Annotated in this window: 17 protein-coding genes; 11 read left to right on the top strand and 6 right to left on the bottom strand. The window is 72.2% G+C overall.

Annotated features, from left to right (window positions below; translation table 11 throughout):
• Positions 1-5: 5 nt before the first annotated feature.
• The 6 genes from ACYVF7_RS19470 (at position 6) to ACYVF7_RS19445 (ending at position 4,021) form a co-directional block, all read left to right on the top strand.
• Positions 6-857 carry a CoA transferase subunit A gene (locus ACYVF7_RS19470; RefSeq protein WP_460358006.1) on the top strand — a complete coding sequence of 284 codons (852 nt, stop codon included), beginning with the start codon at positions 6-8 and terminating at the stop codon, positions 855-857.
• Complete coding sequence (locus tag ACYVF7_RS19465; RefSeq protein ID WP_460342225.1) at positions 854-1,072, top strand: hypothetical protein; 219 nt, start codon at positions 854-856, stop codon at positions 1,070-1,072. The genes ACYVF7_RS19470 and ACYVF7_RS19465 overlap by 4 nt, the downstream gene beginning before the upstream one ends.
• Complete coding sequence (locus ACYVF7_RS19460; protein ID WP_460342223.1) at positions 1,069-1,809, top strand: CoA-transferase subunit beta; 741 nt, start codon at positions 1,069-1,071, stop codon at positions 1,807-1,809. Before ACYVF7_RS19465 ends, ACYVF7_RS19460 begins: the two co-directional genes overlap by 4 nt.
• A 216-nt stretch (positions 1,810-2,025) precedes the next feature.
• Positions 2,026-3,075 (top strand): NAD(P)H-dependent flavin oxidoreductase, encoded by a 1,050-nt coding sequence (locus tag ACYVF7_RS19455; protein ID WP_460342220.1) that lies wholly within the window; start codon positions 2,026-2,028, stop codon positions 3,073-3,075.
• Between the two features lie 79 nt (positions 3,076-3,154).
• Entirely contained in the window at positions 3,155-3,694 is a 540-nt protein-coding gene (locus ACYVF7_RS19450) for an RNA ligase 1 family protein (RefSeq protein WP_460342217.1), read from the top strand.
• 150 nt (positions 3,695-3,844) lie between these two features.
• Positions 3,845-4,021 carry a hypothetical protein gene (locus tag ACYVF7_RS19445; RefSeq protein WP_460342214.1) on the top strand — a complete coding sequence of 59 codons (177 nt, stop codon included), beginning with the start codon at positions 3,845-3,847 and terminating at the stop codon, positions 4,019-4,021.
• Positions 4,022-4,087: 66 nt separating this feature from the next.
• On the opposite strand, the gene ACYVF7_RS19440 is transcribed toward ACYVF7_RS19445, so the two are convergent.
• Complete coding sequence (locus ACYVF7_RS19440; protein ID WP_460342211.1) at positions 4,088-4,420, bottom strand: DUF6980 family protein; 333 nt, start codon at positions 4,418-4,420, stop codon at positions 4,088-4,090.
• Positions 4,417-4,815, bottom strand: a complete 399-nt coding sequence (locus tag ACYVF7_RS19435) for an ACT domain-containing protein (RefSeq protein WP_460342208.1) — start codon at positions 4,813-4,815, stop codon at positions 4,417-4,419. The genes ACYVF7_RS19440 and ACYVF7_RS19435 overlap by 4 nt, the downstream gene beginning before the upstream one ends.
• A gap of 271 nt (positions 4,816-5,086) precedes the next feature.
• Between ACYVF7_RS19435 and ACYVF7_RS19430 the strand changes: the two genes are divergently transcribed.
• Positions 5,087-6,343: an MFS transporter gene (locus tag ACYVF7_RS19430; protein ID WP_460342206.1), complete on the top strand. Its 1,257-nt coding sequence runs from the start codon at positions 5,087-5,089 to the stop codon at positions 6,341-6,343.
• 93 nt (positions 6,344-6,436) lie between these two features.
• Here ACYVF7_RS19430 and ACYVF7_RS19425 read toward each other — a convergent pair whose 3' ends face one another.
• Both ACYVF7_RS19425 and ACYVF7_RS19420 read right to left on the bottom strand, forming a co-directional pair.
• Complete coding sequence (locus tag ACYVF7_RS19425; RefSeq protein ID WP_460342203.1) at positions 6,437-7,414, bottom strand: acyl-CoA dehydrogenase family protein; 978 nt, start codon at positions 7,412-7,414, stop codon at positions 6,437-6,439.
• Positions 7,415-7,690: 276 nt separating this feature from the next.
• Entirely contained in the window at positions 7,691-8,821 is a 1,131-nt protein-coding gene (locus ACYVF7_RS19420; protein ID WP_460342200.1) for an acyl-CoA dehydrogenase family protein, read from the bottom strand.
• A 50-nt stretch (positions 8,822-8,871) separates the two neighbouring features.
• Here ACYVF7_RS19420 and ACYVF7_RS19415 point away from each other — a divergent pair, with 50 nt between their 5' ends.
• The 4 genes from ACYVF7_RS19415 (at position 8,872) to ACYVF7_RS19400 (ending at position 12,588) form a co-directional block, all read left to right on the top strand.
• Positions 8,872-9,672 (top strand): SDR family oxidoreductase, encoded by an 801-nt coding sequence (locus tag ACYVF7_RS19415; RefSeq protein ID WP_460342197.1) that lies wholly within the window; start codon positions 8,872-8,874, stop codon positions 9,670-9,672.
• A 16-nt stretch (positions 9,673-9,688) separates the two neighbouring features.
• Positions 9,689-10,306 (top strand): TetR family transcriptional regulator, encoded by a 618-nt coding sequence (locus tag ACYVF7_RS19410; protein ID WP_460342194.1) that lies wholly within the window; start codon positions 9,689-9,691, stop codon positions 10,304-10,306.
• 10 nt (positions 10,307-10,316) lie between these two features.
• The gene (locus ACYVF7_RS19405; protein WP_460342191.1) at positions 10,317-11,468 is read left to right on the top strand and encodes an acetyl-CoA C-acetyltransferase; all 1,152 of its coding nucleotides are present in this window, start codon (positions 10,317-10,319) and stop codon (positions 11,466-11,468) included.
• Positions 11,469-11,742: 274 nt separating this feature from the next.
• Positions 11,743-12,588: a spermidine synthase gene (locus ACYVF7_RS19400; RefSeq protein WP_460342188.1), complete on the top strand. Its 846-nt coding sequence runs from the start codon at positions 11,743-11,745 to the stop codon at positions 12,586-12,588.
• 4 nt (positions 12,589-12,592) lie between these two features.
• Here the strand turns inward: ACYVF7_RS19400 and ACYVF7_RS19395 are convergent, their stop codons facing one another.
• Together ACYVF7_RS19395 and ACYVF7_RS19390 are read right to left on the bottom strand one after the other, a co-directional pair.
• Positions 12,593-13,756, bottom strand: a complete 1,164-nt coding sequence (locus tag ACYVF7_RS19395; RefSeq protein WP_460342185.1) for a 4-hydroxybenzoate 3-monooxygenase — start codon at positions 13,754-13,756, stop codon at positions 12,593-12,595.
• Between the two features lie 54 nt (positions 13,757-13,810).
• Positions 13,811-14,593 (bottom strand): IclR family transcriptional regulator, encoded by a 783-nt coding sequence (locus tag ACYVF7_RS19390; RefSeq protein WP_460342182.1) that lies wholly within the window; start codon positions 14,591-14,593, stop codon positions 13,811-13,813.
• Positions 14,594-14,619: the final 26 nt, after the last annotated feature.

Genomic DNA, 14,619 nt, shown 5'->3' with positions numbered 1-14,619 from the left:
AGGAGATGACGATCGAGGACGTCGTCGGCGCCCTCGAACCGGGCATGACCGTCGGCATCGGCGGATGGGGGTCGCGGCGCAAGCCGATGGCGCTGGTCCGCGCGATCTGCCGGTCGGACCTCACCGACCTGACCGTCGTCTCGTACGCCGGCCCCGACGTCGGCCTGCTCTGCGCGTACGGCAAGGTCCGCCGCGTCATCGCCCCGTTCGCGACCCTCGACTCGATCCCCCTCGAACCGCACTTCCGGCAGGCCCGCCAGCGCGGCGCCATCGCGTTCACCGAGTACGACGAGGGCATGTTCATGTTCGGCCTGTACGCCGCCGCGCACCGGCTGCCGTTCCTGCCCACCCGCGCAGGGCTCGGGTCCGACGTCCTGCGGGTGAACCCGGAGTTGAGGACGGTCCGCTCCCCGTACGAGGACGGCGAGGAGCTCATCGCGGTGCCCGCGCTGAGAATGGACGTCGCCCTCGTCCACCTGAACCGCGCCGACCGCCGTGGCAACGCGCAGTACCTCGGCCCCGACCCGTACTTCGACGACCTGTACGCCAAGGCGGCGCCCCGGACGTACGTCTCCTGCGAACGCCTCGTCGAGACCGCCGACCTGCTCAAGGAAGGCCCGGTGCAGAGCCTGCTGATCAGCCGGTCCCACGTGACCGGCGTCGTCGAGACCCCGAACGGCGCGCACTTCACCGCCTGCGAACCCGACCACGGACGCGATGAGTCCTTCCAGAAGGCGTACGTCCAGGCGGCCGGCGACCCGGCCGCATGGACGGCGTTCCGCGAACGGTTCCTGGCCGGCGACGAGGCCGCCTACCAGGCCGCCGTCCGCACCTGGCGCGAAGAGGAGGGCCGGTGACGGAGACGACGAGAGCGGGCGCGGTGGCCGTACGCGCAGAGCCGGAGGCGAGCGGCGGAGAAAGCGCCCGTGGCGACGGACACGGGAAGCCGGTCACCGACGACCGCGAACGCATCCACGACGGCGTACGCGGAGAGCCGCTGACCGGCGGCGTAGAAGGCGTGCGCGGAGGGCTCGTGACGGCGGCGACGATGACGGAGGTACCCGTCCGATGAGCGCGACCAGGGCGGAGGTGTGCGTGACGGCGTGCGCGGAGGCGTTCCGAGGCGACGGCGAGATCCTCGCGGCGGGCATCGGGGGCGCCGTCACGGTCCTGGGCGCCCGGCTGGCGCGGCTGACGTTCGAGCCCGGTCTGCTCACCCACGACGGGGTGTGCCTGCTGACCGGCGACGTCCCCGCGCTCGGCGAGACGCCACAGGAGATCGAGGGCTGGCTGCCGTTCCGCGAGCACCTGTGGCTCGTGCTGAACGGCCGCCGCCACGTCATGCTCGGCGCGAGCCAGATCGACCGGTTCGGCAACACCAACATCTCCTGCATCGGCGACTGGGCGCGCCCGAAGGCGCAGCTGCTCGGAGTGCGCGGCGCGCCGGGCAACACCCGCTGCGACACGACCAGCTACTGGATCCCCCGGCACTCCCCCCGGGTGTTCGTCGAGACGGTCGACATGGTCAGCGGCATCGGGCACGACCGGGGCGCCCACGAGATCCGCGTCGTCGTCACCGACCTGGCCGTGCTCGACTTCGCGACGCCGGACCGCCGGATGCGGCTGCGGTCGGTCCACCCCGGCGTGACCGTCGACCAGGTGACCGCGGCCACCGGGTTCGAGCTCGTCGTCCCGCCGTACGTCGGCACGACCCGGGTACCGGACGCCGAGGAGCTGCGGCTCATCCGCGAGGTCCTGGACCCGAACGGCCTGCGCGACCGGGAGGTCCCGGAAGGCGCTCGACGGTGACGGCGGGCGGAAGGGGCGTAGGACCGTCCGACCGGCAGATCCCGGCAGGCGCCCGGCGGTGACGGCGACCGGAAGGGGCGTCCGAACGGCAGCTCTCGGCAGGCGCTCGACGGCGACGGCGCACGAACGGAACGTGGGAGCCGCCGGACGGGAGGTCTCCGGAGGCGCGATGAGACCGGCTCCGGCGGGTGTGACAGGCGGAAGGGGCGTGGGAGTGTGCGGACGGCGCTGACCGAGCTGACCGGTGTACGGCACCCGGTCGTGCAGACCGGCATGGGCTGGGTGGCCGGCCCCCGCCTGGTGTCGGCGGTCGCGAACGCGGGCGGACTGGGCATCCTCGCCTCGGCCACGATGACGCTGGACGGGCTCGCGACCGCGATCCACGAGGTGAAGGAGCGCACCGAGGCCCCCTTCGGGGTGAACCTCCGGGCCGACGCCACCGACGCCCTCGACCGGATCGACCTGATCGTCAGGGAGGGTGTACGGGTCGCGTCCTTCGCGCTCGCTCCTAAGCCGGAGCTGATCGCCCGGCTGAAGGACGCCGGCGTCGTGGTGATCCCGTCCGTGGGGGCGCGCCGGCACGCCGAGAAGGTCGCCGCGTGGGGCGCCGACGCCGTCCTCGTCCAGGGCGGCGAGGGCGGCGGGCACACCGGCCCGGTCGCCACCACCCTGCTGCTCCCCCAGGTCGTCGACTCCGTCGACATCCCGGTGATCGCGGCGGGCGGATTCTTCGACGGCCGGGGCCTGGCCGCCGCGCTCGCGTACGGCGCGGCGGGTGTGGCGATGGGCACCCGTTTCCTGCTGACCTCCGACAGTTCGGTCCCGGACGCCGTGAAGCGGGTCTACCTCGGCATGGCCGAGACCGTCGTCACCCGGCAGGTCGACGGCCTGCCGCACCGCGTCCTGCGCACCGACCTGGTCGACGCCCTGGAGCACTCCGGTCGCGTCACCGGCCTGGTCCGGGCCCTGCGCAACGCCGCCCGGTTCAAGCGGGTGTCGGAGATGTCGTGGCGGGCGATGGTCCGCGACGGCCTGGCGATGCGGCACGGCAAGGACCTGTCCTGGTCCCAGGTGCTGATGGCCGCCAACACCCCGATGCTGCTGAAGGCCGCCATGGTCGACGGCCGCCCCGACCTCGGCGTGATGGCCTCCGGCCAGGCCGTCGCCGTCATCGACGACCTCCCGTCCTGCCGGGAGCTCATCGACGGCATCGTCGCCCAGGCCACCGAGGCCATGACCCGCCTCGGCGGTCTCGCGGCCGGTTGAGCCCGCCGATAACCGTTCGACCGGCCCGCTGCCGCTCGTGCAAGATCGGCTCCGAGCCTCGAGCGGAAGGAGCAGGGCCATGAAGAAGATGCCGACGATCTTCCTTCGTGACTGGGACGGGGATCGGCGGTACGTGACCCGCACTCCGCACCCGGACTGCGGCTGGGTGTTCGCCGGAGAGGGCCGGCCGACGCGCAAGTACGACGGCACCTGTGTCCAGTGGGACGGCGAGCGCTGGTGGGCGCGCCGCGAGATCAAGGCGGGCCGGAAAGAGCCGCCCGGCTACGACGCGATCATGCGGGACGAGCGGACGGGCACCGCGGTCGGCTGGGAGCCCGCCGAGCAGTCCGGCTACCACCGATACCTCGACGAGGCCATCGGCACCGGTCACTGGGAGCCCGGCACGTACGAGCTGATCGGCCCGCGGATCAACGGCAACCCGGAAAACGTCGACCGCCACACGCTGGTGCGCCACGGCGCCGAGGAACCGCCTGACGTTCCCCGCGACTACGCGGGCCTGGCCGCGTGGCTGCGCGCCTGCCCCTGGGAGGGCATCGTGTGGCACCACCCGGACGGCCGGATGGCCAAGCTCAAGCGCCGCGACTTCCCTCCGGTCTGAAGCCCTGACCGCCGAGGATCACGGGGCCGAGCCGCACCGACGATCCTCGGCGGAAAAGGCGGCGGTGCCGGAGGGGACCGGGCCGCGATCATGGTCGTCTATGGTGGGATGAGATCGCCTGAGGCGATCGCGAAGGCACGGAGGTACGACATGGTCATCGCTGTCATCGTGGGACTGGTCGTCGTTTGCATCGGCCTTCTGGCGCTCCGCGCCCGGATCGGGAAGCCCTCGTCGCTCGCCACGGACCCGCGTACGCACTCCCGCGACAACGCGGGCCCGGCCCGTGCGGTCGACCAGCTGCGCAGCCAGGGGAACGGAGCGCTGTAGCAGGCGTTCAGCGCGCCGACTGGTCACACGAGCCGTCGGCGCGGCCCCTGGTCAGATGCCTCAGCCTCAACCCGTGAGCCAGCGGCCGTTCTCGTACTCGGCGGGCACCTCGTCCCCCCAGGGGTCGATGCCCATCCGCTCGAGTTCGTCGAACCAGCGGTCCCGTTGCGACTCTGGGAGCCGGGAGCCGCACCACGGGCAGTAGCCGATGCCGATGTACGAGCTGCCGCCGTCGTGGATGATCAGCCCGTACTCACGGAACTTCGCGACGTACACGATGACGGCGTCCGCGCAGTCGTACGGGTCGGTGTGCCGATGACAGCGCCAGTCCAGCTGTCGCCGCATGGTGTCACAGCAGTGCTCGGCGGCGTCCGCCGGTCCGGTTTCCGGCACGCTCATCCGGCCAGGCCTCGGAGCACGGCGACCGCGTCCCGCGCGCGGTCGGACGGCACGAAGAGGTGGTCGTGGTAGAAGGCCGCGACGGCGTTGCAGCTGATGCCGGCCTCCGCCAGGGCCGTGGTGATGGCCGCCATCATCCCGACCGCCTCCAGCGACGAATGGATGCGCAGGGTGATCCAGGCGCTGGGGAACACGCCGTCGAGTCCGGCCTCCTCGGCCTCGGCCCGGGGCAGCACGAGGGTGCGCCCTTCGTCCTCCTCGAAGACGAAGACCGGCCGGGTCCCCGGCGGCGTCTCACGGTCGGGCAGTGTCACGAACACGTACTCCCCGTCGTGCAGCACCGGATCCAGCCCGGCCAGCAGCCGCCTCAGATCGGTCTCCCCGGTCACCGGCATGACCGTCAAGCTACCCGGCCTGACCTGCTTTGGTCGCCCGTACGCCGCCCGCGCACCACGGCATACCGCGGTGGTCTTAGGAATCGGGAGCGGAACAGGGCGACTTTCTTCTAAAAATAACCTTCATTGGTGATAGATTGCGGTCCTCGTACGAAAGGAGGTGCGCAATGACCCGCAGAGTCACCGAGTGGCCGTGATTAACGGATTAGTAGCAGCGGCCGGCCCTCGGCTTCGCTGGGGTCGGCCGCCTTTGACGCGCTGCGGAGATTGAATGAGTTGCCCGACTGACGAAGACCGGCCGGCGACATATCGAGGTTTGTTCGCCCTGGTGGAGTACCGCGCGGTCTTCACGGCGAGCGTGCTTTCCTGGTGCGGGGACTATCTGTGCAAGGCCGCGGTGGCTTTGCTCGTGTTCGATCGCACCGGGTCGGCGCTGGCTTCGGCGGCGACCTTCGCCCTGGGATTTCTGCCGTGGCTCACCGTGGGTCCGTTGCTCGCGGCGATGGCCGAACGGTACCCCTCACGCTCGGTGATGATCTCCTGCGATCTGGCCAGGATGGTACTGATCGGGCTGATTGCGATCCCGGGTGTGCCGATTCCTGTCATGCTCGTGCTGCTGTTCGGCAGCGGGCTGCTCGGCCCGCCGTTCGAGGCCGCCCGGTCCGCGCAGCTTCCGCAGATCCTGACGGGCGACCACTACTCGCTCGGCGTCGCTTTCAACAGCACCATCTTCAACCTCGCCCAGGTGGTCGGGTATGCCGCCGGAGGGATCGTCGCCGGGTACCGCCCGCACGTCGCGCTGCTGCTGAACGCCGTCACCTTCGCCGGTTCGGCGTTCCTGCTGCGCCGTCACGTCAAGCTTCGCCCTGCGACGCTCGCGGCCACCCGCCGCACCAGCCTGTGGCGGGAGACCCGGCAGGGATACACCCTCGTATTCGGTCACCCGTTGATGCGCACGATCGCCTTCGTCATTTTCGGCGTGGCCTCCTTCGTGGTCGTTCCGGAGGGCCTCGCTGCCGCCTGGGCGGCCGAACTCGACGACGGTGGCTCCGCCCAGGGCCTCATCATGGCCGCCAACCCCCTCGGCGTCGCCATCGGAGGCCTGGTACTGACACGGCTGCTACGGCCAGGGGTCCGGACCCGGCTGATCCGCCCACTCGCGGTCCTCGCTCCCCTCACCCTCGTCCCCGTCCTGTTCGACCCCCCGCTGGCCGGAGTACTGCCCCTGGCCACCGCCTCCGGTATGGCCATGTCGTTGCTGCTGCCCGCCGCGCAGGGGCTGTTCCAGCAGGTACTCCCGCATGAATACCGGGCCCGGGCGTTCGGCGTGATGAGCGGCGGGCTTCAGCTCGCCCAGGGCGGCGCCATCCTGGTCACCGGTGCGCTCAGCGAGCGCTTCTCAGCCTCGACGGTCATCGGGGCGTGGTGCGCCGCCGGAGTCCTCCTGATGCTCCTCGCCACGTTCCAGCCGATGACCGCTACCGAGACACCGACCGCCGCCCTGGTTCCAGCCGAGGAGGCACGATGAACCGTCCCCCGGCCCGCTCCGGTGATGCCATGGCGGACTGGCCGGGCGGGGCCGTCGACGGCTGAATCCGGCATGCCGCGCGTCATCGCCTGCTCAGTGCGAGCACGCGTCCAGCACGCGGCCGCGGTGTTCGGCGAGAGTTCCCCAGGCGGAGCGGAGCGCCCGGACCTTGCGGATCCACAGGGACGGGTCGTACTCGTCGGTGTAGCCGATCGCGCCGTGTACCTGCAGTGCGATGCGGGCCGCGGCGTACGCGGCGTCGGAGGCCGCGACCTTGGCCGCCGACACGTCGCGGGTGAAGTCCGGCGAGCCGAAGGCCAGGGCGGCGCCGTACGCGAGTGGGCGGGCGAACTCCAGCCCGGTCAGGGCGTCGGCCAGGTGGTGCTTGACCGCCTGGAACTCCCCGATCGGACGGCCGAACTGCTTCCGTGTCCGCGCGTACTCCACGGTCGTGTCGAGCAGCGCCCGGCCCAGGCCGAGCAGCTGTGCCGAGCACGCCAGCACGCCCAGGTCGTACGCCGCCGCGGCGGCGCGGGCCACGGCCGGCCCGGCCGCCAGGCGTTCGCGTGCGGCGACCGGGAACAGCCGCCGTGCGGGGTCGAGGGATCGCAGGACCGCTCCGTCGGGGGCGGCGGACCACAGTTCCTCGTCGCCGGTCAGCAGGATCAGGTCGGCGGCGTCCGCGTCGAGGGCCCGGCGGAGTCGCGGTGCGAACGAGACGACCGCTTCTCCGGCGGCGATCCTCGGCAGCCATTCGGCGCTGAGCGCCTCGTCACCGGCCGTGTCGATGAGCGCGGCGGCGGCGAGCGTCTCGACGATCGGGCCGGGGACCGCGTGGCGGCCGAGCTCGTGCGTCGCGACGACGAGCTCGACGGGGAGCGGTCCGGCGCCGTCGTGGCGTTCGGGCACCGCCAGGGCGAACACCCCGGCCTCCCCGAGCGCGGACCAGAGCGTACGGTCCGGGTCGCCGGCCGCCCACCGGCGGATCAGCGCCGGGGTGCCGGCCTCGGTGAGGAGCTTGTGCAGGGTCTCGCCGAACAGCCGCTGCTCGGCGTCGAGAACGAACTTCATCCCGATCCTCTCTTCACTCCGGGCCCGCCTGCCGCCATCGGCGCCTCACCCGGCCGATTCGGGCACGGCGCCGTCCGTACGGCCGCCCGTCCAGGCGCCGCCGCACGCCTAGGGCGTGTCTGGTGGATCTTGTTCGTAGCGAGCGGCGTTCAGAGTGTGCCTCGCAAGGCGGAGGAGGGAGGCAGCCTGGTGTTGGCTGCCGACCGACGACAACGCGGCGAGGCGCACTCTGGACGCTGCGCAGCCGGACGAAGATCCACCGGACACGCCCTAGGCTCATCCGCCTCTCCGGCCCTCCCGGGGCAGGCCGAGGACGCGCTCGGCGATGACGTTGCGCTGGATCTCGTTGGTGCCGGCGTAGATGGGACCGGCGAGGGAGAAGACGTAGCCCTCCAGCCAGTCGCCGTCCAGCTCGCCGTCCGCGCCGAGGATGTCCAGCGCGGTCTCGTGGAGCGCGACGTCGAGCTCGGACCAGAAGACCTTGTTGACGCTCGCCTCCGCGCCGACGTCGTCGGTGCGTGAGATGGTCTCGAAGCCCTTCAGGCGGTAGGCGCGGGCCTTAATCCAGACGTCCGCGACGCGGTCGCGCAGCAGCGGGTCGGCGCCGTGCTCCCGCCAGAGGGCGACGAGGCGGTCGGCGGCGGCGAGGAACCGGCCGGGGCTGCGCAGGGTCAGGCCGCGCTCGTTGCCGGCGGTGCTCATCGCCACCGCCCAGCCCTGACCGGGCTCGCCGATGACGTCCCGGTCGGGCACGAACACGTCGTCGAGGAACAGTTCGGCGAAGGCCGGTTTGCCGTCCAGCCGCCCGATCGGGCGTACGGTCACGCCGTCGGCGTCGAGGGGGAACATCAGGTACGTCAGGCCGTGGTGGCGTTCGGCCGCCGGGTCGGAGCGGAACAGCCCGAACGCCCGGTCGGCGAAGGCGGCGCGCGAGCTCCACGTCTTCTGCCCGTTCAGCCGCCAGCCGCCGTCGACGCGGGTGGCGGTCGCCCGCAGCGCGGCCAGGTCGCTGCCGGCGCCGGGCTCCGACCACGCCTGGGCCCAGATCACCTCGCCGGTGGCCATGCGCGGCAGGACGCGTTCGAGCTGCTCGGGCGTGCCGTGCGCGAAGAGGGTGGGGGCGAGCAGGTTGATGCCGTTCTGGCTCACCCGGCCGGGGGCGCCGGCCGCGTAGTACTCCTCTTCGAAGACCAGCCAGTCGAGCGGCGAGGCGTCCCGCCCGCCGTACGCCTCGGGCCAGGACACCACCGACAGCCGGGCCGCGGAGAGGGTCCCCTCCCACGCGCGGTGGGCGTCGAAGCCCTCCTCGGTCTCCAGGGACGGCAGCGGCGCCGCCGGAACGTTGCGGCGCAGCCAGTCGCGTACCTCGGCCCGGAAGGGCTCCACCGCCGACAGATCAAGGTCCATGGCACCCGCCCCAGGATTCTTTCTAACAACTGTTTGGTAGAGTAGCGCAGGTGAGCGAGAGCGGCATTCCCTCCACCCGGGCGATCCCTGTCTCCGGTCACGGTCTCCTGCGTGACCGCGTCGTCGTCGTGACGGCCGCGGCCGGCGCGGGCATCGGCGGGGCGACCGCCCGGCGCTGCCTGGAGGAGGGGGCGCGGGTGATGATCAGCGACGCCCACGAACGACGGCTCGGGCAGTCGCTGACCGAGCTGGCCGAGGAGTTCGGCGACGCGGCGGTGGCCGCCCTGCCGTGCGACGTCACCTCCGAGGACCAGGTACGGGGGCTGTTCGCCGCCACCGCCGAGCGCTTCGGCCGGATCGACGTCGCGGTCAACAACGCGGGTCTCGGCGGCACGGCCGATCTCGTGGACATGACCGACGAGCAGTGGTCGCGCGTCCTCGACGTCACGCTGAACGGCACCATGCGCTGCACACGAACCGCCCTGCGGATCATGCGCGCCCAGGGGCACGGCGTGATCGTGAACAACGCGTCGGTGATCGGCTGGCGGGCGCAGTGCGGGCAGTCCCACTACGCGGCGGCCAAGGCCGGGGTGATGGCGCTGACCCGCTGCGCAGCGTTGGAGGCCGCGGAGTACGGCGTGCGGGTCAACGCGGTGGCGCCCAGCCTCGCCATGCACCCGCACCTGGTCAAGGTGACGAGCGAGGAGCTGCTGACGGAGCTGACGCGCCAGGAGGCGTACGGCCGGTACGCGGAGCCGTGGGAGGTGGCCAACGTTATCGTCTTCCTGGCCTCCGGCTACTCGTCGTACCTGACGGGCGAGGTCGTCTCCGTCTCCAGTCAGCACCCGTAAGGAATCCAGAGAATCCATGAGTCCACGACGGCGTGACGCCGAGGGCACCGCCGCCGCCCGAGCCGAGCGGCGGGCCGAGCTGCTCGCCACCGCCGCGGAGGTCTTCGCCACCCGCGGCTACGCCGCCACCACCGTCCGGGAGGTCGCGGACGCGGCCGGGATCCTCGGCGGCAGCCTCTACTACCACTTCGATTCCAAGGAGTCGATGGCCGACGAGATCCTGTCGACCTTCCTGAACGAGATGTGGGCGGCGTACGAGCGGGTGCTCGACGCGGGGCTCGGGGCGCGCGAGACCCTGACGGCCCTCATCGCCGAGTCGTTCGGCTGCATCGACCGGCACCGGCCGGCCGTCGTGATGTACCAGAACGAGTCTCGGCACCTGGCGACGAGCCCCCGCTTCGCATACCTCATCGAGTCGCGGCGGCGGTTCGAGGAGATGTGGATGTCCCTGCTGGAGCGCGGCGTCCGCGAGGGCGCGTTCCGCTCGGACCTCGACACGGCACTGGTCTACCGGTTCGTCCGCGACACCGTGTGGGTGGCGGCGACCTGGTACCAGCGCGGCGGGCGGCTCACCGCCGACCAGATCGCCGAGCAGTACCTCGCCATGGTCCTCGGGGGGATCCAGCACGAGTAGGAGGCAAGTGATGGCGGAGGCCTACATCGTCGAGGCGGTCCGTACGCCCGTCGGGCGGCGGAACGGCGGGCTGGCCGAGGTCCACCCGGCCGACCTCGGCGCGCACGTCCTGACGGCGCTGGTCGAACGGTCCGGCGTCGACCCGGCGGCGGTCGAGGACGTGATCTTCGGCTGCGTGGACACGGTCGGGCCGCAGGCCGGGGACGTCGCCCGTACCTGCTGGCTGGCGGCCGGGCTCCCGGAGGAGGTGCCGGGCGTCACGGTCGACCGGCAGTGCGGATCGTCGCAGCAGGCCGTGCACTTCGCCGCCCAGGCCGTGCTCAGCGGCACCGCCGACCTCGTCGTCGCGGGCGGCGTGCAGAACATGTCGAAGATCCCGATCGCCTACGCGATGATCGCCGGGGTGCAGCTCGGCTTCGCGGGCCCGTTCGCCGGCTCGCGGGGCTGGGAGGCGCGGTACGGCGACCAGGAGGTCTCGCAGTTCCGGGGCGCCGAGATGATCGCCGAGCGGTGGGACATCACCAGGGAGCAGATGGAGGCGTTCGCCCTGGAGTCCCACCGGCGCGCGATCCGCGCCATCGACGAAGGCCGGTTCGACCGCGAGATCGCCCCGTACGGCGACGTCACGGCCGATGAGGGACCGCGCCGCGACACCTCACTGGAGAAGATGGCGGGCCTGAAGACCCTCGTCGACGGCGGCCGGCTCACCGCCGCCCTGTCGTCGCAGATCTCCGACGGGTCCGCCGCCATGCTCATCGCCTCCGAGCGCGCCGTACGCGACCACGGACTCACCCCGCGCGCCCGCGTCCACCACCTGTCCGTACGCGGCGAGGACCCGATCCGGATGCTGTCCGCCGCGATCCCCGCCACCGCGTACGCGCTGAAGAAGGCCGGGATGACCATCGGCGACATCGACGTCGTCGAGATCAACGAGGCGTTCGCGCCGGTCGTGCTGGCCTGGCTGAAGGAGACCGGCGCCGACCCTGCGATCACCAACCCCAACGGCGGCGCGATCGCGCTCGGCCACCCGCTCGGCGCCACCGGCGCCCGGCTGATGACAACGCTGCTGCACGAGCTGGAGCGGACCGGCGGCCGGTACGGCCTGCAGACCATGTGCGAGGGCGGCGGCCAGGCCAACGTCACCATCGTCGAACGCCTGTAGAAATCGGTGGGGTCCGGGAGCTTTGTCCATCCAACAGGCTTCGTCGTTCACGGCCGAGAAGTTGACCTTGCGCTCCTTGCTCCCTCGCGCGAAGCGGGGGAGCCTGAGACGCCGCCCGAACAGGTAGCGGAACACCACGTCGCTGAAGCGGCGGTCGGTGACCGTAACACCGAGGTCTCGGCGACATCCAGCTTCTGCAGCCCGTGGTTGGCGTCTGGCAGCACGCACGGTATCGCGATCTTCGGTGGAGGCGCAGGTCGATTAATGTGGGCCGATGGCACATCGGCAGCGCGCCCACCGGGTGGAGGAGAAGGTCGATTCCGGCATCGCGGAGCTCGTCCGCGACCCGGACCGCCCGCGCGCCTGGACGCTGCTGCTCGGCGGCGCGCCGCAGTCCCACGTGGACCTCGACGACCCCGCCTACCTCGACTTCGAGTACGTGCGGCGGCTCGGTCACGTCGTCGACCTGGCGGCCCCGCCTGGGCGGCCGCTGCGGGTGCTGCACCTGGGCGGCGGGGCGCTGACCCTGCCGCGCTACGTCGCCGCGACCCGGCCGCGGTCGACCCAGCAGGTGGTCGAGGTCGACGCGGCGCTCATCGACCTCGTCCGCCGCGAACTCCCGCTCGAGCGCGGCACGCGGATCCGCATCCGGCACGGCGACGCCCGGGACGTCCTGGCGCGGGTGCCGGAGGGCTCCTTCGACCTGGTGATCGGCGACGCGTACGCGGGGAGCCGGACGCCCGCGCACCTGACGTCCGTGGAGTTCGCGGCGGCGGTGGCGCGGGTGCTGCGCCCGGGCGGGTGGTACGCCGCGAACGTGGCCGACGGCGCGCCGCTGTCCTTCGCCCGGAGCCAGGTGGCGACGCTGCGGTCGGTGCTGCCGGAGCTCTGTCTCATCGCCGACCCGGCGGTGCTGCGCGGCCGCCGGTTCGGCAACCTGGTCGTGGTCGCCGGCTCCGCGCCGCCGTCCGTCGGGGAGCTGACGAGGAAGGCGGCCGGAGACCCCTTCCCCGCCCGGGTGCTGGACGGTGACGAGGTCACCAGGTTCACGGCCGGGGCGGCACCGGTCACCGACGCGACCGCCCGCCCGTCGCCGCCCCCGCCCAAGGGCGTCTTCTGATCGGTCAGAGCGTGGGGGCGGCGCCGACGTAGTTCTCGGCGAGCGTGGTCGCGGCGGCCTTCGACGCCGCCACGTACTCCAGGTGCGACAGCTGCAGGCGGTGGCCGAAGGCGTCCTGGCGGGGATCCTTGTGCAGCAGGGTCGTCATCCAGTACGAGAAGTGCTCGGCCCGCCAGATCCGCCGCAGACAGGTGGCGGAGTAGGCGTCGAGGAGCTCGGTCGTGCCGGAGTCGTACCAGGCGCCCAGCGCCTCGGCGAGGACGGTGACGTCGGAGATCGCGAGGTTCAGGCCCTTCGCTCCGGTGGGCGGGACGATGTGCGCGGCGTCCCCGGCGAGGAACAGGCGGTCGTGGCGCATCGGCTCGGTCACGAAGCTGCGCATCGGGGTGATCGCCTTCTCGAGGATGGGCCCGTCCCGCAGCTCCCAGCCGTCACGGGTGGCGAACCGCGCCCGCAGCTCGGCCCAGATCCGTTCGTCGGGCCACGCGGCGACGTCGTCCGACGGGTCCACCTGGAGGTACAGCCTGCTGAGCTTCGGTGAGCGCAGGCTGTGCAGGGCGAACCCGCGCTCGCTGTACGCGTAGATGAGCTCGTCGGTGGAGGGCGGGACGTCGGCGAGGATGCCGAGCCACGCGAAGGGATACTCCCGCTCGTAGACCGTGGAGTCGGGCACGGCCGCGCGGCAGACGCCGTGGAAGCCGTCGCACCCGGCGATGACGTCGCACTCCAGCGTGTGGACCCGGCCCTCCTGCCGGTAGGTCACGGACGGCGCGCCCGGATCGACCGACAGGACCTCGGCCTCGAAGCGGACGTCGCCGCCGGCCGCCAGCCGCGCGGCGATCAGATCCTTGACGATCTCGGTCTGCGCGTAGATCGTGACCGTCCGTCCGCCCGTCAGGTCGGACAGCGGGATCCGGTGACCGGCTCCGCCGAAGCGCAGCTCGAGACCGTGGTGGGTGAGTCCTTCCCGGTCGAGCCGCTCCCCCACGCCGCTGCCGCGCAGGACGTCCACGGTGCCCTGCTCCAGCATCCCGGCCCGCTGCCGCTTCTCCGCGTACGCGCGGTCGCGGCTCTCCAGCACCACCGAGTCGACGCCGCGCAGGCGCAGCAGGTGGGAGAGCAGCAGTCCGGCCGGTCCGGCCCCGGCGATCGCCACTTGGGTACGCATGGATGACTCTCTTTCGACGTCCTCAGCACGATCCTCCTGCCGACGACGCGGCCGTCAGGCCCAGTCCTTCCACTCAGCGGAACCGCCGTGGGCGTCGACGTCCCGGGACAGGGCGTTCGCCGCGGCGAGGACGACGGGCACGAGCCGCCGCAGATCCACGCCGCTCCGCCGGGCGACGAGCGACAGCGCCGCGAACACGTCCCCGTCGGCGTCCCGGAGCGGCGCCGCCACCGAACACGTGCCGAGGGACATCTCCTCACGCGTCACGGCGTACCCGGACCGCCGGATGTCGGCGAGGCAGGCTCGCAGCCGATCGGCGTCGGTGACCGTGTGCCGGGTGTGCGCCCGAAGCCCCCGCGCGATGACCTTCTCGGCGAGGTCCTCGTCGGCGAACGCGAGCAGCACCTTGCCCACCCCGGTCGCGTGCAGCGGGAGCTCGGCGGCGACCCGCGTCACGATCGGCACCGACCGCGGCCCGCGCAGGCGTTCGAGGTACAGCGCCTTGTCGCCGCTGAGCACCGCGAGCTGGACGTTCTCGTGGGTGGCGGCGTACAGCTCCTCCATGTGGGGAAGGGCGAGCTCGCGCAGGGTCGTCGCCGCCGAGGCCTGGGTGCCGATGCGCCACAGGCGCGTGCCGATGCGGTACGAGCCGTCGGGCAGGCGCTCGAGAAAGCCGCCGTCGGTGAGCTCACGGACGAGCCGGTGCCCCGTGGCGAGCGGCAGGCCCGCGCGGCCGCAGATCTCGGTGAGGGTCAGCCGCACGCCGCCGGGCGCGAACGACTCGAGGATCGCCATCACCTTGCCCGCCACCGTAGGCGGGCGCTCGACACTCGGCATCGCTCCCGCCTCCTCGATCCGCACCC

This window comes from Actinoallomurus acanthiterrae, from assembly GCF_054775715.1.
The sequence above is the reverse complement of the archived record's forward strand: the minus strand, read 5'-3'. Positions and strand labels throughout refer to the sequence as shown.